Annotated in this window: 21 protein-coding genes; 19 read left to right on the top strand and 2 right to left on the bottom strand. The window is 39.8% G+C overall.

Features of this window, described 5'->3' with window-relative positions; all coding sequences use genetic code 11:
- Positions 1-13: 13 nt before the first annotated feature.
- Genes MHB51_RS05350 through MHB51_RS05330 form a run of 5 tightly spaced genes read left to right on the top strand, consistent with a single transcriptional unit; the run spans position 14 to position 4,035 of the window.
- Entirely contained in the window at positions 14-433 is a 420-nt protein-coding gene (locus tag MHB51_RS05350) for an Rrf2 family transcriptional regulator (protein ID WP_066171459.1), read from the top strand.
- A gap of 12 nt (positions 434-445) precedes the next feature.
- On the top strand, positions 446-1,588 hold the full coding sequence (locus MHB51_RS05345) for a cysteine desulfurase family protein (protein ID WP_342559163.1): 1,143 nt from the start codon (positions 446-448) through the stop codon (positions 1,586-1,588).
- Between the two features lie 53 nt (positions 1,589-1,641).
- The gene (mnmA, locus tag MHB51_RS05340) at positions 1,642-2,763 is read left to right on the top strand and encodes a tRNA 2-thiouridine(34) synthase MnmA (RefSeq protein WP_066171452.1); all 1,122 of its coding nucleotides are present in this window, start codon (positions 1,642-1,644) and stop codon (positions 2,761-2,763) included.
- Between the two features lie 44 nt (positions 2,764-2,807).
- Complete coding sequence (locus tag MHB51_RS05335; RefSeq protein WP_066171449.1) at positions 2,808-3,467, top strand: tetratricopeptide repeat protein; 660 nt, start codon at positions 2,808-2,810, stop codon at positions 3,465-3,467.
- A 55-nt stretch (positions 3,468-3,522) separates the two neighbouring features.
- Positions 3,523-4,035 carry a TraR/DksA C4-type zinc finger protein gene (locus MHB51_RS05330; protein ID WP_342559162.1) on the top strand — a complete coding sequence of 171 codons (513 nt, stop codon included), beginning with the start codon at positions 3,523-3,525 and terminating at the stop codon, positions 4,033-4,035.
- 147 nt (positions 4,036-4,182) lie between these two features.
- Here MHB51_RS05330 and MHB51_RS05325 read toward each other — a convergent pair whose 3' ends face one another.
- Positions 4,183-4,473: a hypothetical protein gene (locus tag MHB51_RS05325; protein WP_066171443.1), complete on the bottom strand. Its 291-nt coding sequence runs from the start codon at positions 4,471-4,473 to the stop codon at positions 4,183-4,185.
- A 23-nt stretch (positions 4,474-4,496) separates the two neighbouring features.
- Complete coding sequence (hisA, locus tag MHB51_RS05320) at positions 4,497-5,252, bottom strand: phosphoribosylformimino-5-aminoimidazole carboxamide ribotide isomerase (RefSeq protein ID WP_107943085.1); 756 nt, start codon at positions 5,250-5,252, stop codon at positions 4,497-4,499.
- 493 nt (positions 5,253-5,745) lie between these two features.
- On the opposite strand from hisA, the gene MHB51_RS05315 reads away from it, so the two are divergent.
- The 14 genes from MHB51_RS05315 (at position 5,746) to mtnN (ending at position 21,568) form a co-directional block, all read left to right on the top strand.
- Positions 5,746-8,154, top strand: a complete 2,409-nt coding sequence (locus MHB51_RS05315) for an ATP-dependent RecD-like DNA helicase (protein ID WP_342559469.1) — start codon at positions 5,746-5,748, stop codon at positions 8,152-8,154.
- 629 nt (positions 8,155-8,783) lie between these two features.
- Positions 8,784-11,444, top strand: coding sequence for an alanine--tRNA ligase (alaS, locus tag MHB51_RS05310; RefSeq protein WP_342559161.1), 2,661 nt, complete (start codon positions 8,784-8,786; stop codon positions 11,442-11,444).
- A 203-nt stretch (positions 11,445-11,647) separates the two neighbouring features.
- Entirely contained in the window at positions 11,648-11,920 is a 273-nt protein-coding gene (locus tag MHB51_RS05305; RefSeq protein WP_066171433.1) for an IreB family regulatory phosphoprotein, read from the top strand.
- Entirely contained in the window at positions 11,917-12,339 is a 423-nt protein-coding gene (ruvX, locus tag MHB51_RS05300; RefSeq protein ID WP_107942446.1) for a Holliday junction resolvase RuvX, read from the top strand. The genes MHB51_RS05305 and ruvX overlap by 4 nt, the downstream gene beginning before the upstream one ends.
- A gap of 134 nt (positions 12,340-12,473) precedes the next feature.
- Positions 12,474-12,764 (top strand): DUF1292 domain-containing protein, encoded by a 291-nt coding sequence (locus MHB51_RS05295; protein WP_066171427.1) that lies wholly within the window; start codon positions 12,474-12,476, stop codon positions 12,762-12,764.
- A gap of 166 nt (positions 12,765-12,930) precedes the next feature.
- On the top strand, positions 12,931-13,446 hold the full coding sequence (locus MHB51_RS05290) for a DUF1292 domain-containing protein (RefSeq protein WP_342559160.1): 516 nt from the start codon (positions 12,931-12,933) through the stop codon (positions 13,444-13,446).
- 544 nt (positions 13,447-13,990) lie between these two features.
- On the top strand, positions 13,991-15,109 hold the full coding sequence (gene mltG / locus MHB51_RS05285) for an endolytic transglycosylase MltG (protein ID WP_066171421.1): 1,119 nt from the start codon (positions 13,991-13,993) through the stop codon (positions 15,107-15,109).
- A 289-nt stretch (positions 15,110-15,398) separates the two neighbouring features.
- Positions 15,399-16,031 carry an O-methyltransferase gene (locus tag MHB51_RS05280; protein WP_342559159.1) on the top strand — a complete coding sequence of 211 codons (633 nt, stop codon included), beginning with the start codon at positions 15,399-15,401 and terminating at the stop codon, positions 16,029-16,031.
- Between the two features lie 5 nt (positions 16,032-16,036).
- A complete protein-coding gene (locus MHB51_RS05275; RefSeq protein ID WP_342559158.1) occupies positions 16,037-16,969 on the top strand; it encodes a peptidase U32 family protein in 933 nt (310 codons plus the stop codon).
- Positions 16,970-16,987: 18 nt separating this feature from the next.
- Complete coding sequence (locus tag MHB51_RS05270) at positions 16,988-18,265, top strand: U32 family peptidase (RefSeq protein WP_342559157.1); 1,278 nt, start codon at positions 16,988-16,990, stop codon at positions 18,263-18,265.
- Positions 18,266-18,901: a uridine kinase gene (udk, locus tag MHB51_RS05265; RefSeq protein ID WP_066171408.1), complete on the top strand. Its 636-nt coding sequence runs from the start codon at positions 18,266-18,268 to the stop codon at positions 18,899-18,901.
- Between the two features lie 505 nt (positions 18,902-19,406).
- A complete protein-coding gene (greA, locus tag MHB51_RS05260) occupies positions 19,407-19,898 on the top strand; it encodes a transcription elongation factor GreA (protein ID WP_066171405.1) in 492 nt (163 codons plus the stop codon).
- Between the two features lie 132 nt (positions 19,899-20,030).
- Positions 20,031-20,846 (top strand): YrrS family protein, encoded by an 816-nt coding sequence (locus tag MHB51_RS05255; protein ID WP_342559156.1) that lies wholly within the window; start codon positions 20,031-20,033, stop codon positions 20,844-20,846.
- 29 nt (positions 20,847-20,875) lie between these two features.
- Positions 20,876-21,568 (top strand): 5'-methylthioadenosine/S-adenosylhomocysteine nucleosidase, encoded by a 693-nt coding sequence (gene mtnN, locus MHB51_RS05250; protein ID WP_066171402.1) that lies wholly within the window; start codon positions 20,876-20,878, stop codon positions 21,566-21,568.
- Positions 21,569-21,969: the final 401 nt, after the last annotated feature.

Below are 21,969 nucleotides of genomic sequence, written 5' to 3'. Positions count from 1 at the left end.
GAGGTGTTATGATATGAAGATTTCTACAAAAGGTCGATATGGCTTGACAATTATGATTGAATTAGCGAAGCATCACGGAGAGGGACCGATACCACTTCGTCAAATTGCGGCTGAAAAAGATTTATCTGAAGCATACTTGGAACAGCTTGTTTCGCCGTTACGCAATGCAGGTTTAGTAAAAAGTGTGCGCGGTGCATATGGCGGCTATATGTTAGCAAGCCCACCAGTTGAAATCTCCGCTGCGGATGTGATACGTGTGCTTGAAGGGCCAATCCAACCAGTAGAAGGTATTGAAGATGAGGAAGCACCACAACGCGAGCTGTGGATGCGTATTCGTGATGCAGTGAAAAATGTGCTTGATACGACAAGTTTAGAAGACTTAGCACAATATACAGAGGTATCCCCTACAGACGGCTATATGTTTTATATTTAAGGAGTTTACAAAATGACAACAATTTATCTAGATTATGCTGCAACGACACCGATGCTAAAAGAAGTGATTGTTGAAATGAATGCTGCAATGGAAACGGTGTACGGCAATGCATCAAGCATACATACCGCTGGCCGTGAAGCGCGCAAAGCATTAGATGCAGCAAGGGCTATTTTAGCTCAACAGCTAGATGCAACGGCAAATGAAATTATTTTGACGAGCGGTGGAACAGAGGCGGATAATATGGCAATCTTTGGTGTGGCCTATGCACGTCAGCACGAAGGAAAACATATTATTACGACAGAAATTGAACATCACGCTGTACTACATGCGTGCGAAAAATTAGAGCGTCAAGGCTTTAATGTAACTTATTTGCCTGTTGACGAAACAGGACGCGTTGCCGTTAGCGATGTTGAAAAGGCGTTGACAGATGAGACGATTTTAGTAACAATCATGTATGGCAATAATGAGGTTGGTACATTGCAACCGATTGCCGAAATTGGTAAGCTACTAAAGCAGCATTCTGCGACTTTTCATACAGATGCTGTACAAGCATTCGGCTTAGAGAAAATCAATGTTGAGCAATTACAAGTTGATTTATTAAGTGCCTCTAGTCATAAAATCGGTGGACCTAAAGGAATTGGTTTGCTATATGCAAGAGCAGGTACGAAAATGGACAGCTTGATTTATGGCGGCTCGCAGGAGAAAAAGCGCCGAGCGGGAACTGAAAATATTCCAGCAGTTATCGGCTTTGCCAAGGCAACACAGCTAGTAGTGGAAACGCAGCAGCAAACACGACAAGCATATAACCGTTATAAAGAGCTATTAATTGAAGAGTTTACGAAGGCAAATATTGAATTTACAGTAAATGGTCATTCGGAATATATGTTACCGCATATTTTCAATGTAACATTGCCAGGCACAGATGTAGAATCATTTTTAGTCAATTTAGATATGGCAGGTGTTTTTGTGTCGAGTGGCTCAGCATGCACAGCTGGTTCCATCGACCCATCCCATGTGCTTGTTGCAATGTATGGCAAAGATTCAGCAACACTTCGTAGCTCCATCCGTTTTAGCTTTGGTCATGACTTAAATGATGAGCTTGTACGTGAGGCAGGCAAACGCACAGTAAATATTGTCAAACGTCTTGTGAAATAATAAATGCTTCGCGCCTTTTACGCGACAGGGTTTTAAATGAAAAGGTGATATCAATGATAGAAACAAGGAATCCGTCTGAAATTCGAGTAGTAGTTGGGATGTCAGGAGGGGTCGATTCATCAGTTGCTGCGTATTTATTAAAACAGCAGGGCTATGATGTAATCGGTATTTTTATGAAAAACTGGGATGACACAGATGAAAACGGTGTATGTACAGCTACCGAGGATTATGAAGATGTTATTGCTGTATGTAACCAAATTGGCATTCCATATTATGCAGTGAATTTTGAGAAGCAATATTGGGACAAGGTATTTACCTACTTCCTTGAAGAATATAAGGCAGGGCGTACGCCAAATCCAGATGTGATGTGTAATAAAGAAATTAAGTTTAAGGCGTTTTTAGAACATGCGATGAACTTAGGGGCAGATTATTTAGCGACAGGTCACTATGCGCGTGTTGAGCGGCGTGATGGAGAAGCGGTAATGCTGCGCGGTGTTGATAGCAATAAAGACCAAACTTATTTCTTAAATCAATTATCGCAAGAGCAGTTAGAGCATGTGATGTTCCCAATTGGTCATTTACCGAAGCCAGAAGTGCGTAAAATTGCGGAGGAAGCAGGACTTGCAACGGCGAAAAAGAAGGATTCTACAGGTATTTGTTTTATCGGGGAGCGCAATTTCAAGGAATTTTTAGGTCAATATTTACCCGCACAGCCCGGGAAAATGGAAACATTTGATGGTCAAGTGATGGGGCAACATGATGGATTAATGTACTATACATTAGGTCAGCGTCACGGTTTAGGTATTGGCGGTGACGGGGAACCTTGGTTTGTATTAGGGAAAGACTTGCAACGCAATGTATTATATGTTGGGCAAGGCTTCCATCATGAGGCTCTTTATTCAACGGCATTATCTGCTGTAAAAATGAATTTTACATCGCAAAAAGAGTTGGCAAAAGAATTTACTTGTACAGCAAAATTCCGCTATCGTCAGGACGATTCACCTGTAAAGGTCGAGCTGCGTCAGGATGGCACTGCTTATATCGAGTTTGCGGAGCCGGTACGTGCTATTACACCGGGACAAGCGGTTGTCTTGTACGATGGAGATGTATGCCTAGGTGGAGGAACAATTGACGAAGTATTTAAAAATAGTGAAAAACTAACATTTGTAGGGTAAAGGCTGCTGTTAAAGCGGTCTTTTCCCTTTGGAGGAGATAGGCAATGAATTTTAACGAGCAAGGCATTCAAGCCTTTCAAGAAAAAAAATATGAGGAAGCGGCACAGTTTTTTACACAGGCGATTGAGACAGAGCCAAATGATGCACTTGGCTACGTCAATTTTGGCAATTTATTAGCCGTATTGAACGATATAGAACGAGCAGAGCGATTTTTTCAAAAAGCGATTACGGTTGATGAAAAATCAGCTACCGCTTATTATGGCTTAGCAAATTTATATTATAATGCAGGGCGTTATATTGAAGCAGCAAAGCTTTATCAAAAAGCGATTGAGCATGGCATTGAAGGGGCAGATGCTTTTTATATGCTTGCTAAATCATTTGAGCGTGAAGAACAGCATAAGCTGGCATTGCCGTATATGCAGCGTGCTGCGGAGCTTGCGCCAACAGACTTGCAAATTCGCTTATCTTACGGTATTTTACTATGCACGCTAGAAATGTTCGATTTGGCAAAAAATGAATTGCAGTTTGTGATTGACGAGGATTGGAATAATGCAGATGCGCATTATAATTTAGGTGTGCTATATGCGGTTTCGACAGAGCAAACCGAGGATGCGCTCTATCACTTAAAGCAAGCGTTCACATTGCAGCCTGAATTTGACCAAGCGAAATATATTTATGATATGGTTAGCCAGCGCTTTAATTAAATGAATAGCACCCGCTCTTTTTCAGCATACTACTCGAAAAAGGGCGGGTTTTGTTATGTTAACAGAAAAACAGCTATTAAAATTGCGCAAAATGCTACTTGTACAAAAAGATGAGGTAACGAAACATTTACTTGCTAATGAGCAAACGAGCTTGCGTGATTCTGTAGATGAATTATCTACGCTAGCGAATCATCCAGCTGATTTAGGAACGGAATTATTTGAGCGTGAAAAGGATATTAGCCTTCATGCCCACCGCCATGATGAGCTTGAACAAATTGAAAAAGCGCTTGCTCAAATGGATGAAGGAACATACGGCGTTTGTGTCATTTGCAAGCAGCCGATTGACTACGACAGATTATGTGCAATTCCTTTTACCAATGTTTGTATCGAGCACAGTGAAGCTGTCGAAAAAATAACAGCACAGCCTGTTTTACATCCTTTTCACGATGAAGGAGTAAATGCTCTTGAAATTGCGATGGAACAAGGTAATTTGGATGCATATGACAATCAGGAAGTAGCAGATTATATTGATGTGGAAGAGCTAGCTATAGAGAAGAACGTGGAATAAAATGAAATTAATTTAGAGAGATAAGAAAATCATTTTAAAATTTAGGAGGTTTTTTTACCTTTTCAAGAACGATAATATTTCTAACTAACAGCAAGTAGGGGCGACCAAAAGGCGGTGCTATGCACGCTTTTTAGTCGCCCTATTTTATTATGGTTGGCTAATGACCGCATCCAATTTATAGCGCTTATTAAATTCGTCAACGAAAACCTCTAAATCGATGGCCACAATAATGTACGGCTCACTTTGATAGTCGCGCAAATAGCTGCATGTTGCTTTCAATGATTTCGAAAACTCTAGAAGCATTAATTCATTTTCTAGGTGAACACGTATTTCCTGTGTTTTATTGCGTAAATTAATTTTGAAATAGCGCTCTTCAACAATGCGCTCTAAGTTTGTATCATCAAATGGAAAAATTAAATTTTGATATCGAATATACATATTTGTTAGGCTTCCTTTCAATTTTACTTATTACAATATTGTACAACCTCTTGATATGCTAAGTTGCCACCGAAAATATCAAGTGCTGAGCCGATTGTAATATGGAGTTTCCCATTTGTAATGGCTTCGAATTTTTGCAAATCTGCCAGTGAACGAATACCGCCTGCATAGGTTGTAGGGATTGTTGTCCATTCAGCTAAATCACGCACTAAATCTTCCTGCATACCTCCGCGTTTTCCTTCTACATCTACCGCATGAATAAGCAACTCATCACAATAGTTTTCAATCATCTGGATGGATGCAGCATTTACTTCAAAATCGCTAAATTTTGTCCATTTATCCGTCACTACAAACCATCTCCCATTTCGGCTTCGACAGCTTAAATCTATGACTAAATGCTTCTTGCCGACAGCTATGACAAGCTCGTTTAATCGTTCTAAGTCGAGTTTACCATCATGAAAAATATAAGAAGTAACAATCACATGGGAGGCGCCTGCCTCAATAAAGTGAGCAGCGTTTTGCGCTGTAATGCCGCCACCAATTTGCAGTGCATTTGGGTAAGCCTGCAATGCTTGTAATGCGGCCGCTTCATTGCCTGGACCTAGCATTATTACATGCCCGCCAATTAAATTGTCTTGTTGAAATTGCTTGGCAAAATAGCCAGCATCATACTCTGAAACGAAATTCTCGATAACACTTTGGTCGGCATAACCGAGTGTACTGCCGACAATTTGTTTTACTTTCCCATCGTGTAAATCAATGCACGGTCGAAACTCCACCGTCATCACAGTCCTTCCCAAAAAAATTCTATATGTCTATCATACCATTGGAGAGGAATTGAACATAGTTAAAGATAGAATGTTCGTGCGGTAGAATATGAAAAAAATGAAGTATAAGGTGAATAGGAACGAGCAATAAATTATGCTAAACTAACGATATAAAGTGAAAGTGTAATTAATGGCAATGCTACATATTTGTTAGTTTTCATCAATCGAACGCATTTTGCAGTTAAACTTCCGCTTGTGTTTTTCAATTGATTCCGCATTGACGGACAGTAAGCCTCCCGCTCCAAGACTTAAGTGAAAATATGCTAAAGGATAAGTGAGGGATTAACTGCCCGTAAAAGCCCGATTGGCTCAACTAACAATCAGTGGAGGATGAGGAAACTCCCCACTGATTGAAGCTTTACTTTATTTAAGCCCTGAGATGGGGCTTTTGGATTGAGATAATAATTTCAACAATCAATATTAATGCAGAGGAAAGGGGCGCAAACTGGTGGAGAACTTAAATTTATTTGAGCTAGAAAAACGCTTTGTACTAGGTCGCCCAATCGTCTCTATTTTTCATAATGCTACAAATATGTATTCTATCATACGTGTGAAAATTCAAGAAACAAATTTAGCTTATGAAGAAAAGGAGATTATCGTTGTTGGCTATTTTCCGCCGCTGTCAGAGGATGAGCTTTATCGCTTCACAGGCAATATAAAAACACATCCCAAATACGGAGTACAGTTTCAAATTGAGACATTTGAAAAGGAAGTACCTGCTACGGAACAGGGTGTTATTCAATATTTATCAAGCGATTTATTTATAGGGATTGGTCGTAAAACGGCTGAAACAATTGTTGAAAAGCTTGGTGTCGATGCATTGAAAATAATTATGGATAATCCGAGTGCACTCGATGTGATCCCGAGATTATCTGACGAAAAAAAGCAAACAATCGTTGACGTAATCGAACAAAATTTAGGCTTAGAGCGTGTGATGATTCAATTAAATGAGTGGGGGTTCGGACCGCAGCTCGGCATGAAAATTTATCAAACATATCGCGAGGACACAATCACTCTATTGACAGAAAATCCGTATCGTTTAATCGAGGAAATAGAGGGAATTGGCTTTGGACGTGCCGACGATTTAGGCTCAAAGCTCGGCATTACAGGCAATCACCCTGACCGCATTAAAGCAGCTATTTTTCATGTTTTAACAGCAGCCGCATTATCCGATGGGCATGTTTATTTAGAGGCGGAGCAGGTGCTGCCGACAGTTAAGTCAATGCTAGAACAAAGCCAGCGAGTTGAAATCCCATTTGAGGCAATTTCGCAGGCTTGCATTGAAATGCGTGAGGAGAGCAAAATTTGTGGTGAGGAAACGCGCATGTACTTACCATCACTCTATTTTAGTGAGGTGGGCATCGCCTCGAAAGTTTTAGAGCTTGTAGCGAACAATAAGAAGCAGTCGCATTTTTCTAAGGATGAAATTTTAAAGGCAATTGGCGAGCTAGAGGAGCGTGATGGGGTACAATATGCACCTTCGCAAGTCGCAGCAATTGAGTGCGCTTTGCAAAATGCGGTAATGATTTTAACAGGTGGACCGGGTACAGGTAAAACGACTGTTGTGAAAGGGCTTGTAGAAGTATATGCAGAGCTACACGGCCTGTCGCTTGACCCAAAAACATATGCTAAAAAAGAAGAGCCATTTCCTATTATATTAGTAGCACCGACAGGACGAGCCGCCAAGCGTTTGGCTGAATCTACCAGCTTACCTGCAATGACAATTCATCGTTTATTAGGATTCACAGGTCAGGAAAAAGAAGAAGAAACAGAGCGTGAAATCACAGGACGTCTTGTCATTGTAGATGAAATGTCAATGGTCGATACATGGCTTGCGCACCAGCTACTCAAAAGCTTAGCAAAAGATGTCCAAGTGGTTTTTGTTGGTGACCAAGACCAGTTACCGCCAGTTGGACCGGGGCAAGTATTGAAGGACTTATTAACATCAAAGCAAGTGCCAACTGTGGAATTAACAGATGTTTACAGGCAAGCAGAGGGCTCAACGATTATTGATATTGCCCATCAAATTAAGCAAGGTACAGTTCCGCCTACAATAACTCAAAAAACAGCAGACCGCTCCTTTATCCAAGCATCGACTGGGCAAATTGTGAGCGTTGTCACACAAATTGTCAAAAGTGCAACGGCAAAGGGTCAGGCGATACGTGATATTCAAGTGTTAGCACCAATGTACAAGGGACCAGCAGGCATTGATGCATTAAATAAGCAAATTCAAGAGCTTGTTAACCCGAATGACGGCACGCGTAAGGAGTTAGCATTTGGCGATACCGTTTATCGCATTGGTGATAAGGTGCTACAGCTTGTCAATCAACCAGATAGCAACGTATTCAATGGTGATATGGGGGAGGTTGTTGCGATAATAAAGGCAAAAGAAACGGTGGAAAAGCAAGATTTGCTCGTTGTCTCATATGACGGGATTGAAGTAACGTATCAGCGCGGTGACTTAAATCAAATAACATTAGCATACTGCTGCTCCATTCATAAATCACAAGGCTCTGAATTCCAAACGGTTATTATGCCAATTGTACGCGGTTACTCGAAAATGCTGCGTCGCAATTTATTGTATACAGGGATTACGCGAGCAAAAAACTTTTTAATTTTGTGCGGAGAGCCAGATGTGTTAGCACAGGGCTTAATGAAAACGGATGATTTACAGCGTTTTACAAGCCTGACTGCCCGATTAAATCCAATGGATGAAGAAATTGTTGAAGTAATTGCTGAAGCACAAGAAAGCTATACAACATCTACGCCACCTATTTTAAATGCAGAAACAGCTCCCTATATTCATCCGTTGATTGGTATGGAGGGCATCGCACCATCAGATTTTATGAAATAGGGAATACTTGTCTTGGACGTAACGACATACTCGAATGAATCACTAAAAAATCTAGTCAATGCGTTGACAGCATATCAACTATTGCATATAATTTAGGCATAATAAAAACAAAACGATGATGGAACAAGTAGGCTTTAATGAATGTTTAGAAAGAGATTTCCAGGCTGCAAAAATCTCCATACATTATCGCTGAACAGCTACTCCAGAGTGCAACTAATCCTTGCCGTTTGCTTACGTTACAGGCACTTGAGATATAAATTGCTGCTAAGTAGTTTATAAATTAGGGTGGTACCGCGAAATAATGTCTTCGTCCCTTTTTGGGATGGGGGCTTTTTTTATGTTCATTCAGCAGAAAGCTCCCAGCTCCACAGGTGTGAGATGAAAGCATTTAATTCAGTATGTGGTACGAAACTCACTGATAAAGAAGAGCCCAATCTAAGAACATCGCATACCAAGATAACGACTAAGTGACCAACTTCATGTAGGCTTAAGCCTTCGGTGGATGTTAGGGGGAAAAGGAATAAATTGTGCAAGTACAATCCAAAATCCCGATGCGTAATTGGTTTAAATTGAGTAAATCATTGATTGTCCATCATTCACTATTTTTAATATTAGGAGGAATTTTAGCTATGAAAGCAACAGAAATTCGACGCTTATTTTTAGAGTTTTTTAAAGAAAAAGGGCATCATCACGAGCCATCAGCGCCTCTTGTGCCCATTAATGACCCGACATTATTATGGATTAACTCGGGTGTAGCGACATTAAAGCCGTATTTTGATGGTCGTATTATTCCAGAAAACCCACGTATTACAAATGCCCAAAAATCAATTCGCACAAATGATATTGAAAATGTCGGTAAAACAGCGCGTCATCATACGTTTTTTGAAATGCTAGGGAACTTCTCGATTGGTGATTATTTCAAAAAAGAATCGATTCACTATGCTTGGGAGTTTTTAACGGATAAAAAATGGATGGGCTTTGACCCTGAGCTTCTGTCTATTACAGTGCATCCAGAGGATGAAGAAGCTTATAATGTTTGGCGTAATGAAATTGGCATTCCAGAGGAGCGCATCATTCGTTTAGAGGGCAACTTCTGGGATATCGGGGAAGGCCCATCTGGTCCGAACTCTGAAATTTTCTATGACCGTGGTGAAGCATATGGTGTTAACACGCCAGAGGAAGAAATGTATCCAGGTGGGGAAAATGAGCGTTATTTAGAGGTTTGGAACCTTGTATTTTCTCAATTTAACCATAATCCAGACCATACGTATACACCATTACCAAAGCAAAACATTGATACCGGGATGGGCTTAGAGCGTATCGTTTCAGTGGTCCAAAATGTACCAACAAACTTCGATACAGATTTATTTATGCCGATTATCGAAAAAATCGAGGAATTTGCAAACCGCTCGTATAAACGTCCGCATGAAGTAAATTTAAGTGAGATTTTTGGTTCACAGGAAGATATTAATACACCATTTAAAGTAATTGCAGACCATATTCGTACAGTTGCCTTCGCTATCGGCGATGGTGCATTACCATCGAATGAGGGACGCGGCTATGTATTACGACGTTTATTGCGTCGCGCTGTGCGTTATGCAAAGCAAATCGGTATTGAAAAGCCATTTATGTTTGAGCTCGTGCCGACAGTTGGAGCAATTATGCATGACTTTTACCGAGAAGTACAAGATAAGCAAGAATTTATTCAACGCGTTATTAAAAATGAGGAGGTACGCTTCCACGAAACATTGGATGGCGGCTTAGCTATTTTTAATGAAGTAGTCGCAACACAAAAAGCAGCGGGAGAAACATTTATTCCTGGTGCTGACGCATTCCGTCTATATGATACGTATGGCTTCCCGATTGAGCTAACAGAGGAATATGCGGAAGAGGTAGGAATGACTGTTGACGATAAAGGCTTTGAAGTAGCGATGGAGGAGCAACGTGAGCGCGCACGTGCAGCACGCCAAGATGTTGATTCAATGCAAGTGCAAAATGAAGTATTAGCAAATTTAACAGCGCCAAGTCAATTTATCGGCTTTGATACATTAACAGCAGAGACAAAGGTGACAGCGATTGTGATAGATGGTCAAACAGCAAACGTTGCATCAGAAGGTCAAGAAGCGTTAGTAATGCTTGCTGAAACACCATTTTATGCAGAAATGGGTGGTCAAATTGCGGACCATGGCTCTATTTCTAATGATAATTTTACAGCTTTCGTTAAAGATGTGCAGAAAGCACCTAACGGACAGCCATTACACACAATTATTGTGGAATCTGGTGAGCTACATCTAGATGATGCAGTACACGCGGCAGTAAACCGCGCAGAGCGCAATTTAACAATTAAAAACCATACGGCGACACATATTATGCATCGTGCATTAAAGGATATTTTAGGTGAGCATGTTAACCAAGCGGGTTCTTATGTAGGTCCAGACCGCCTACGCTTCGATTTTTCTCATTTCGGGCAAGTGACGAAGGAAGAGCTGGCACAAATTGAGCGCAAAGTAAATGAAATTGTTTGGGATGATATTGCGGTAGTCATTGCTGAAATGTCGATTGATGATGCAAAAGCAATGGGAGCAATGGCTTTATTCGGTGAGAAATACGGCGAGGTTGTACGCGTTGTATCTGTAGGAGATTATTCAATTGAGCTATGTGGTGGTATTCACGTGCAACGTACTTCAGAAATTGGCTTCTTTAAAATACTTTCTGAGGGCGGTATTGGGGCAGGTACAAGACGTATTGAGGCTGTCACAGGGAAGGGTGCTTATTTCGCTACGAAGGAAGAGGAAGCTGTTTTAGTAGAGGCGGCAGCACAATTTAAAGCAAATCCAAAGGATTTAGTAGCGCGCGTAACAGGTCTGCAAGCTGATTATAAAGAATTGCAGCGTGAAAACGAATCGTTGTCACAAAAAATAGCGAACGCACAAGCTGGTGCAATTTTAGATGCGGCACAAAAAGTGGGCGATGTAACAGTTTTAGCGACAAAGGTAGATGCAAAAGACAATAATCAATTGCGTCAAATGATGGACGATTTGAAATCGAAAATGGAAAAGGCAGTCATTGTTTTAGGGGCTGTTGACGGTGAAAAAGTCATGCTTTGTGCGGGGGTAACGAAAGATTTAGTAGGTGGAAGCTACCATGCTGGAAATATCGTAAAACTTGTTGCGGAGGCTTGTGGTGGTAAAGGTGGCGGTCGTCCAGATATGGCTATGGCTGGCGCGAAAGACGGCTCAAAACTTGAACAAGCGTTAGATTCTGTGTATGATTATGTAAAAGGCATTTAATTTTTCCGGTGGGCATCTACATGCTCTCTGAAAGAAATGAATGCCTCCGGCGGATATCATAGATTTTCAGAGTGAGTTTGGGAAAATCTAGATTAGAGTTAGTCGAGGCGTAATTGAACTTGTATTTATAATCAAGTATAATGAAGAAAAAGTGGAGATGGGCAAAATCCATCTCCTTACTTTCTGAAAGCGGGGTGCTGGTCTTGAGTTCGTTTGATCAAACAATGAAATTTAATTTTCCAGAAGAATCAATGGAACAAGAAGTAAAGCAAGTGATGTTAAAAGTATACGCATCATTAGAAGAAAAAGGCTATAATCCAACAAATCAAATTGTTGGTTATTTGTTATCTGGTGATCCGGCATACATCCCTCGCCACCAGGACGCACGAAATTTAATCCGTAAGCTTGAGCGAGATGAGATTTTAGAGGAACTCGTGAAATTTTACATTAGGAAGAATAATGAGGCGACAAAATGAGAATTATGGGATTAGACGTCGGCACAAAAACTGTCGGCGTCGCAATTAGCGATGCGCTTGGCTGGACAGCACAGGGGATTGAAACGGTAAAAATTGATGAGGAGCAAGGCCAATTTGGTCTTGAACGCATTAAAGAGCTTGTAAAGGAATATGCTGTAACGGAGTTCGTTGTTGGCTATCCGAAAAACATGAATAATACTGTTGGTCCACGAGGCGAGGCTAGTGAGAGGTACAAAGCGCTTCTAGAGGAAGTCTTTGCATTCCCCGTCACATTATGGGACGAACGCTTGACAACAATGGCTGCGGAGCGCATGTTAATCGAAGCGGATGTCAGCCGTAAAAAGCGTAAGCAAGTGATTGATAAAATGGCAGCTGTCATGATTCTGCAAGGATACTTGGACAGTAAAGGGACTGTCTAAAGATTACTTCTTTGCTAAAGAAGCATCAAAAGTAAAATTTCTTTACTTTGATGTGTAAAATAATATTCATTTTGTATAATGAATAGATAATAAGAATGAGGCTATGCCTAAATAACATGAAGAGGTGACTGGTAATGGAACAAGAACAACGTCATATTACAATCATTGATGAAAATGGTAATGAACAACTTTGCGAAGTGTTACACACATTTGATTCAGAAGAATTCGGTAAATCGTACGTTTTATATTCTTTAGTAGGTGCAGAAGAGGATGATGAAGGGCAAGTTGAAATTTTTGCGTCATCATTCACACCATCTGAAAACGGTGAAGATGGCGAGTTAGAGCCAATCGAAACAGAAGCTGAATGGGATTTAATTGAAGACGTATTAAATGCATTAGAGGATGAGTTCGACGACGAGGAATAGCAGTCAGTCACTTCATGGATAGCAGGGGAGGCGGTATGCCAACTCTGCTTTCTTTTTGAGCATTAAAGCAAGGCTAATAATCTAGTTTTGACAGGCTGTTGCCACCTTTTCAAGTTAGATGTTGGAATCTACAGTCGATTAATACGGAATAAAGGAGGAAATGATAATGGACGAACAGTTTTTTAAATTATTGAATGATGCTGGTGAGGAAGTGGTGTGCCGTGTCATCTTTACATTTGACGCAGAAGAGCATTCATATGTGCTTTATACAATTGAAGGTGAAGATGATGGTGAAATTTCGGCACTGCGCTGCGAATTAAATGATGCTGGTGAAGTAAGTGATTTTGCTCCACTTGAAACAGAAGCTGAATGGGAAATGGTACAGGAAGTGTTAAACACACTAGTTGATGAATTTTCGGAGGATCAAGCGAACTATATGACATTAACAAATGAGGACGGCGAGGATATTTATTGCCGCATTCTACATCGTTTCGATGTAGAAGGGAAAGCCTATTTATTTTACGCAATTGATGAAGAGGGAGAAGAGCCTTCTGAAGTATTTGCTTCTGCCTATATCGCAGGTGAGAATGGTGAAGTGACAGAGCTATTACCAATTGAATCGGAGGCTGAATGGGCAATGATTGAAAAAGTACTTGCTTCATTGGCAGAGGTTGCGGAATAAAGAAAGAGATAAGGGGGCGTCTGAAAAGACATTTTGAGATGCCCCTTTTGTGACTACTGGCAAAAGTAAGCAAATATTTAATATGGGAGATGGGGCTGTGGGAAAAGGTATATCCTTTTCCCACAGCCCTAATTTTATGTTAAAGTATTTTAAAATGTAGTGGGTTTCAGTAGCCTTGAAATATGTCCAAAAAGGTAAAATTACTTATTTCGTCATTAACATCTGTTCATACATGTAAAGGAAGCGTTTGAAGACTTGTTAAAAAAGTGAACACTTTTCTAAAGGAAGTGATATGTTAAAAGCAGCCTCCTATTTCAGTTGTCACCTTTTGTATTATCTTGTATGATATGAAAGAGAAATTAAAGTGAAACTTCAATCAGTGGGGGATCATCCCTCACTGATTATTAGCTTTCACCAATCGGGTTTTTACAGGCGGTTTATCAGATGCTTAAAATTTGCTAGCGATATACAAAAGAAATGCTCCTGCGGTCACTCATCGCAGAGCAAATTATTGCCTGTTAATACGGGATAAGGGGGTTGACCCGTGGATAATGAATCAAAAAAGCAACAAATGTTTAACAGCATGAAACGCAAGAAAAAAGAAGTAAAAATTGTTCGCCGTATCGTGATGATTATTACTTTAATTGCACTTATCGTAATCGGAGTAGGTGGCTACTCGGGCTATAAATATGTAAACTCTGCGTTGCAGCCAGTTGATCCAAATGCAACTGCTGAAATTGCGGTTGAAATTCCGATGGGCTCTGGTGTCACATTAATTTCAAAAACACTAGAAAAAAATGGAATTATAAAAAATGCACAAATTTTTAAATACTATGCGAAATTTAAAAATGAATCACAGTTCCAAGCTGGTAATTACAAGCTAACAAAGGCTATGACATTAGATGAAATTATTGAAAGCTTGAAAACAGGGAAAGTTTATCGCGAGCCAGTATTTACGATGACGATTCCAGAAGGTTTAACCTTGGAGCAAATTGCAACGGTCATAGAAAAAAATACAAATTTCACTGCACAGCAATTTATGGATAAAGTTACAGACGCTACTTATATTGAGAGCTTAATCGGATTATATCCAAACTTACTAACAGAAGATATTTATAATGAAAATATTCGCTATGCGCTAGAAGGCTATTTATATCCTGCGACATATCCATTTTATGAGGAACAGCCTTCGCTTGCAGTTATTATTGATACGATGCTGAAGGCGACGAATGATATTGTCATGGAGTATCGCTCTATTATAGAAGAGAAAGAAATGACGATACATGAGCTATTGACATTTGCTTCACTGTTGGAGGAAGAGGCTACTGCACAAACCGACCGTGAAACAATTGCGAGTGTTTTTTACAATCGTTTAGCAATTGATATGCCATTGCAAACAGACCCAACTGTCTTGTATTCACTCGGTTCGCATAAGGATCGCGTGTTATACGAGGATTTAGAGGTAGACAACCCTTACAATACGTATAAGAATAAAGGTTTACCACCAGGACCAATTGCTGGAGCAGGTAAAGTCTCAATTGAAGCGGCATTGAACCCATCTCAGACGGATTATTTATACTTTTTAGCCGATAAAGATGGGGTAAATCATTTTGCGAAAACATATGAGGAGCATTTAGCGAATATTGAGCAGTATTTACGCTAAGATGAGGGGCTGTAGAAAGAGTAAAGTATCCTTTAATAATTTAGACTATATAGTCAAATGAGAATAGGAAAACATTATTCGCATTCTTTCGCCATTCGTGCTATCATAGATGTTGTTTTTTAAAGAATATATTGAAATACTAATAAGGCTGTCCGAAAAGTCGTGGAATATGGATTTTTCGGACACCCTTCTATTCATATGGAGTTACATGATAGGCGACAGGCGTAAACACATCGTTTCGCTTTTTCTTTTTGTTAAAAGGACGCCTGTCTAAAAGGAGTATAAACAAATGGAATTATCAGATACGTATATTGCATCTTTTATACAGCCGCGTAATGTGCTACTACAGGAGATGGAGAAGTTTGCCGAGGAGCATCATGTTCCAATTATGCAGCTTATTGGCATTGATGCATTAAATCAATTGCTACGTATTCAAAACCCAGCAAAAATTTTAGAAATCGGTACAGCTATTGGTTATTCGGCGATTCGAATGGCACTTGCTTTACCGAATAGCCATATTACGACAATTGAACGTGATGTTGAGCGAGTACAGCACGCTCGTAATTTTATTGCTCGTTCAGAAGTAGCAGAGCGTATTAAAGTTATTGAGGGGGATGCGTTAGAAGTAGATGTTGCTTCGTTAGCCTCACCGTTCGATGCTGTATTTATTGATGCGGCAAAGGGGCAATATCAAAAGTTTTTTGAAAAATATTCTCCACTTGTACCATCAGGTGGTGTACTTTACATTGATAATATGTATATGCATGGCTTATCAGATTTAGAGATGAAGGAAGTACCGAGAAGAAAGCGAACGATGATTCGCAATTTACACAGCTTTACTAATTGGATTTTACAGCACCCAGATTATACAAGTGCGTTTTTCCCGATTGGTGATGGTCTATTAATTTGTTTGAAGAGGTGAACAAGGTGAAAAAACCTGAATTATTAGTAACGCCGCAATCAATTATGCATATTAAAGCATTAATCGAGGCAGGTGCGGATGCATTTGTGATTGGTGAGCAACAGTTTGGCTTACGATTAGCTGGAGAGTTTCCCGTAGCCGAAGTGGAAGAGGCGACAAAAATCATTCACGCTGCAGGTAAAAAAGTGTATGTGTCAGTCAATGCGCTATTCCATAATGACCGCATCGAGGCATTAGAGGCGTATTTACAAGAAATGCAGCGTATCGGTGTAGATGCTCTATTATTTGGAGACCCAGCTGTCGTTATGGTTGTGCGAGAGTTAAATATTACGATACCTTTACATTGGAGCCCTGAAACAATTGCGACAAACTGGTTCCAAGTGAATTATTGGGGAGAGCGTGGTGCGAAGCGAGCTGTTCTAGCACGCGAGCTTTCGCTAGATGAAGTAGTTGAAATTAAGGAAAATACGACGCATGAAATTGAAGTGCAAGTACATGGAATGACATGTATGTTCCAATCGAAACGAAAGCTGCTAGGCAATTACTTCCTATACCGAGATGAAGTAATGGCAATTGAAAATCGTAAAGATAGTAAAAATATGTTTTTACATGATAAAGAGCGTAAAAATAAATATCCTATTTTTGAAGATATAAATGGCACTCATATTTTTTCGCCAAACGATATGTGTATTATTGATGAATTAACGGAGCTTTTTGAAGCGGGTATTGATTCATTAAAATTTGATGGGATATTGCAAAGTTTCGACTATGTTGTAACAGTAACAAATTTATACCGTCAAGCAATTGATGCCTATTTCGAGCAGGGTGAAGAGGCATATGAAGATTTGAAGGACGAGCTTCTAGCGAAAATTGAGGAAATTCAGCCAGAGCTACGCCCATTAGATACAGGCTTTATTTATAAAGAAACAGTATATTAAGAAAGGGGAGCTTATGTCATGCTGCAGTTAATTCAAAATGATAAAATAAGCGAAATAATCGATGGCAAACGTGTCATTACAAAAAAGCCAGAGCTATTGGCCCCTGCAGGTAGTCTAGAAAAATTAAAAGTTGCGGTTCATTATGGAGCGGATGCAGTATTTATCGGCGGTCAGGAGTTTGGTTTACGCTCAAATGCGGGCAATTTTTCAATTGAGGAGATGGCTGAAGGTGTCCGCTTCGCAAATAAATATGGTGCTGTTGTTTACGTTACAACAAATATTTTTGCACATAATGAAAATATGAATGGACTTGAAGAGTATTTGCAGGCAATTGAAGGGGTTGGTGTGCGCGGTATTATCGTAGCAGACCCACTAATTATTGAAACTTGTCGTCGTGTTGCACCAAAGTTAGAAATTCATCTTTCTACACAGCAATCACTATCCAACTGGAAGGCGGTCAAGTACTGGAAGGATGAAGGTCTACATCGCGTCGTATTAGCGCGTGAGGTTGGGGCAATTGAAATGCAAAAGATGAAGGAAGAAGTCGATATTGAAATCGAAGCCTTCGTACATGGGGCAATGTGCATAGCTTATTCAGGTCGCTGTACACTGTCTAACCATATGACCGCACGTGATTCTAACCGCGGAGGATGCTGTCAATCTTGTCGTTGGGATTATGATTTATATGAGCAAGTAGATGGTGAGGAACAGCCGTTATTTAAAGATGGCGAAGCACCGTTTGCGATGAGTCCGAAAGATTTGAAATTAATCGAATCTATTCCGCATATGGTTGAGCTAGGCATTGATTCATTAAAAATTGAAGGGCGGATGAAATCAATTCACTATGTGGCGACAGTTGTGTCGGTATATCGTAAAGTGATTGACGCCTATTGTGCAGACCCAGAAAACTTTGAAATAAAAAAAGAATGGCTGGAGGAACTATCCCGCTGTGCCAATCGTGCAGCTGCTTCTTCATTCTTTGAAGGGGAGCCTAGCTATAAGCAGCAAATGTTTGGTTTCCATGCAGGCAAAGTGAAATGGGATTTTGCAGGGCTTGTGCTTGATTATGATAAAGAGACAGAAATGGTGACGATGGAGCAACGCAATTATTTCAAGCCAGGAGATACGGTTGAATTTTTTGGTCCAGATATTGAGACATTCCAAATGACAGTTGGACAAATTTGGGATGAGGATGGCAATGAATTAGATGTTGCACGTCATCCACTACAAATTTTAAAATTCAAAGTGGATCGTCCATTAACAAAACTAAATATGATGCGCAAGGAGAATGACTAGATGGCAAAGCGACCTGTAGTTATTGGTATTGCTGGTGGCTCTTGTTCAGGGAAAACAAGTGTTACACGTGCCATTTACGAAGTTTTTAAAGACCATTCTGTTGTAGTAATTGAGCAGGATTATTATTATAAAGATCAAAGTCATATGACGTTTGAGGAGCGTTTGCAAACGAATTATGACCATCCTTTAGCGTTTGACACAGAGCTTTTAATTGAACACACGAATATGCTTCTAGAGCGTCAGCCAATTAATAAACCAGTTTATGATTATGTTGAGCATACACGTGCGAGCGAAGTGATTCGTGTCGAGCCAAAGGATGTTATTATTGTTGAAGGTATTTTAGTGCTTGAGGATGAGCGTTTACGTGACTTAATGGACATTAAATTATTTGTTGATACGGATGCTGATTTACGCATTATTCGTCGAATGCAGCGCGATATTAAGGAGCGTGGTCGTACAGCTGATTCCGTTATCGAACAATATTTAACAGCAGTGCGCCCAATGCACAATATGTTTATCGAACCGACGAAGCGCTATGCAGATGTCATTATTCCAGAAGGTGGGGATAATGGGGTTGCAATTGATTTAATGGTAACAAAAATCAAAACAATTCTTGAAACTGAATCAAATGTATAATATGATAGGGAAGTATTTACATTTAAAGATGCAGTTTCACTGTATTGCAATAGAGAAAAAACAGTTTAAACCGTAAATTTCAGATTAATTACACCGAGGCTAACTTTTGTTCAAACTTTCTACTTAAAGTAAGCGGGGGAAGTCATTTTAAAATCTGTGACATCCGCCAAGTCGAGATAACTAACTGAAAATATGGTAGATACAAATAGAATGGGCGGGCAGCTTCTAATGGAGCCCGCTCATTCATACATTTACTAGCAACATACTTTATCTAAAATACAACAGGTGGCGTAAAGCCCGTTAAAATAAGAGGAACACCATCTAAAAGAGCGAAAATGATGAAGAATCTCTAATAGATGTGGCTTTAGGTTAACTTTCTCCATTAAGCTTGAGAAAGTGTGGACGACATGTAATTGATTAAAGTATGATTTCTAAAAAGTAAACGATTGCATAAAATATGAAAAAAACAAATGTACAGTTTTAGAACAATGGAGGAATGAGTATTATGTCAAATGAAAAACAATACCCAATGACTTTAGCGGGGAAAGCTAAATTAGAGGAAGAATTAGAGCACTTAAAAACAGTAAAGCGTAAAGAGGTAGTAGAGCGCATTAAAATTGCTCGTAGCTTCGGTGATTTATCTGAAAACTCAGAGTATGATTCAGCAAAAGAAGAGCAGGGCTTTGTTGAAGGCCGTATCTCAACAATTGAATCAATGTTACGCAATGCTTTAATTATTACAGAGGACGAGTCAGCAGCAAGCGACACAGTCACTTTAGGAAAAACAGTGACGTTCGATGAATTAATCGACGGGAAGCGTGCTGATTTTGAAGAATCATATACAATTGTAGGTTCAGCTGAGGCAGACCCATTAGAGGGGCTTATTTCAAACGATTCACCAATTGCCAAAGCATTAATGGGGCACCGAGTGGGCGACAAAGTAAAATTAACAACTCCAGGTGGAGATATGGAAGTAGAAATTTTAAAAATTGGCTAATTGATTGAGCAAGACTTTCATAGCTATTTGAAGGCAGTTCAGCAACTTGTTTTAAAATAAATACGGAATAGAAAGTCCGAAAAGTAATGGCTACTTTTTGGGCTTTTTCATACATATTCGTGCAACATTCTGGTGGATTGTTTATTAGCATCGGAACTTTGTTTACAAGTAGCGCGTCATGCTATCATAAGTAAAGAGGCGAAAATGACAGCTAAACATAAAGGAGCGAAATGTATGGCAGATTATGAACAAAATAACTATTCCCGTTCACAACGTCGTCAACAAAAGAATAATAGTATGAATCGTTTACTAAACTATTTAATTGCGCTCGTTATCGTATTAATAGGTATCGCGAGCTATATTATTTTTTTCACAGGCGACGATCAAGCGGCTGAGCAAGAGCCAAATGAACAGCAAACAGATGAACATGCAAATGATGTAAATACAAATGATAGAAATGAGCAAGATACGGATGCGAATGACGTTTCTCAAAATCAATCAGATGATTTTAATGAGAGTAGTGCATCACATGAAACGGATGAATCGAATTTATCAAACGATTCGCAGCAAACAGGGCATTCTTCAGAAGATTCTACACAAGAAAATATAGCAATGCCATCTACGGACCCACTTGTAGATGAAGTGATAGTTAATCCTGATTGGCAGCCAACAAAAACGGCGCAAACAGAGCCGCATACGTCTGTTTTTAAAGAGGGGCATATCGATTATGAGGAAAAGTTAGCGACTGTTTTTGCAGCTACATCGCTATCAGCGGATGATAGTATTGTTTGGAATTTTAAAAATAATGGAAGTGCAAATACAGCAATCGCAGTTGTTTCTTCAGCCGACAAAACAGAGAAATACCGTGTAAGTATTGAATGGGTTGCAAATGAGGGCTGGAAGCCTGTAAAATTAGAAAAGCTTAACACAATTGAAGGGTCATGGTAAAAGGTGACTTATTGTAGGAGGAAACATAAATGAAAATTGCAGTTATTGGTGCAATGGAGCAGGAAGTAGAACTACTGCGCGCGGCACTAACGAATACTACTGTGACAACAATCGCAGGTTGTGAGTATACGGCAGGTACATATGAAGGAAAAGAAGTTGTACTATTAAAAAGTGGTATCGGAAAAGTGAATGCTGCAATGTCGACTACATTATTGCTACAGCAATTTAAACCGGATGTTGTTATTAATACAGGCTCCGCTGGTGGTTTTGATGCCACACTTGAAGTGGGGGCGGTTGTTATTTCGGATGAAGTGCGCCATCATGATGTCGATGTCACAGCTTTCGGCTATGAAATAGGGCAAATGGCAGGAATGCCCGCTGCCTTTCAGGCGGATGAACGTTTAGTAAATATTGCCAAGGAAGCAGTTGCTGAAGTGGGTGAGCATGCATCGGCAGTAGGGTTAATTTGCTCAGGAGATGTATTTATGCATAATCCGGCTCGCGTCGAACAAGTGCGTCAGCATTTCCCTCAAATGAAGGCGGTGGAAATGGAGGCAGCGGCTGTTGCACAAGTTTGTTATCAATTTGCAACTCCATTCGTTGTTATTCGAGCATTATCTGATATTGCTGGAAAAGAATCGAATATTACTTTTGATGAATTTTTACCAACTGCTGCTAAGCATTCGACAGAGGTCGTACTAAAGGCAATTACAAAGCTTTAGCTTTTTTTACATGGGAAGTGTTAAAAAAGTCACAGTCAGACTATTGTTAAAAATGATACGATAAAGCTATAATAAATGACTAGTCGTGAGGAGAAGATATTTATGGTATTTATTGCGACAGCAGCAATTATGGCGACAGTAGTATTAATGCTTATTATTTCAGCAGATATACATGATAATGCTGCATAAAGAGAGCGTCCAAAAAACCGTGCAGTTGCCGGCGTTTTGGGCGCTTTTGCTAATGTTTGCTTATGAAAATAAAGAAGGTCGACTTTGAAAACGAGAAAAACAACAGCTTTTGCGGTATTTCCCATAAAGAAAAGAAAGCCTTTCTTTCAATGCGTTGCCAAAACAAACTTGCCGTATCAAACAGCCCATTCATTTAAAAAACACGATGAGTG

The organism is Metasolibacillus sp. FSL K6-0083 (assembly GCF_038630865.1).
Classification (GTDB): Bacteria; Bacillota; Bacilli; order Bacillales_A; family Planococcaceae; genus Metasolibacillus; species Metasolibacillus fluoroglycofenilyticus.
Note: the sequence above shows the minus strand (reverse complement) of the source record. Positions and strands in the feature narration are given on the sequence as shown.

Bases quoted from the DNA above. Each gene is read 5' to 3' on its own strand.
- udk (WP_066171408.1), top strand. From the start codon at position 18,266: ATGGCAAAGCGACCTGTAGTTATTGGTATTGCTGGTGGCTCTTGTTCA.
- MHB51_RS05280 (WP_342559159.1), top strand. From the start codon at position 15,399: ATGGAATTATCAGATACGTATATTGCATCTTTTATACAGCCGCGTAAT.
- MHB51_RS05325 (WP_066171443.1), bottom strand. From the start codon at position 4,473: ATGTATATTCGATATCAAAATTTAATTTTTCCATTTGATGATACAAAC.
- MHB51_RS05335 (WP_066171449.1), top strand. From the start codon at position 2,808: ATGAATTTTAACGAGCAAGGCATTCAAGCCTTTCAAGAAAAAAAATAT.
- MHB51_RS05345 (WP_342559163.1), top strand. From the start codon at position 446: ATGACAACAATTTATCTAGATTATGCTGCAACGACACCGATGCTAAAA.
- alaS (WP_342559161.1), top strand. From the start codon at position 8,784: ATGAAAGCAACAGAAATTCGACGCTTATTTTTAGAGTTTTTTAAAGAA.
- MHB51_RS05350 (WP_066171459.1), top strand. From the start codon at position 14: ATGAAGATTTCTACAAAAGGTCGATATGGCTTGACAATTATGATTGAA.
- MHB51_RS05270 (WP_342559157.1), top strand. From the start codon at position 16,988: ATGCTGCAGTTAATTCAAAATGATAAAATAAGCGAAATAATCGATGGC.
- MHB51_RS05290 (WP_342559160.1), top strand. From the start codon at position 12,931: ATGGACGAACAGTTTTTTAAATTATTGAATGATGCTGGTGAGGAAGTG.
- ruvX (WP_107942446.1), top strand. From the start codon at position 11,917: ATGAGAATTATGGGATTAGACGTCGGCACAAAAACTGTCGGCGTCGCA.
- MHB51_RS05295 (WP_066171427.1), top strand. From the start codon at position 12,474: ATGGAACAAGAACAACGTCATATTACAATCATTGATGAAAATGGTAAT.
- greA (WP_066171405.1), top strand. From the start codon at position 19,407: ATGTCAAATGAAAAACAATACCCAATGACTTTAGCGGGGAAAGCTAAA.
- mtnN (WP_066171402.1), top strand. From the start codon at position 20,876: ATGAAAATTGCAGTTATTGGTGCAATGGAGCAGGAAGTAGAACTACTG.
- MHB51_RS05330 (WP_342559162.1), top strand. From the start codon at position 3,523: ATGTTAACAGAAAAACAGCTATTAAAATTGCGCAAAATGCTACTTGTA.
- mnmA (WP_066171452.1), top strand. From the start codon at position 1,642: ATGATAGAAACAAGGAATCCGTCTGAAATTCGAGTAGTAGTTGGGATG.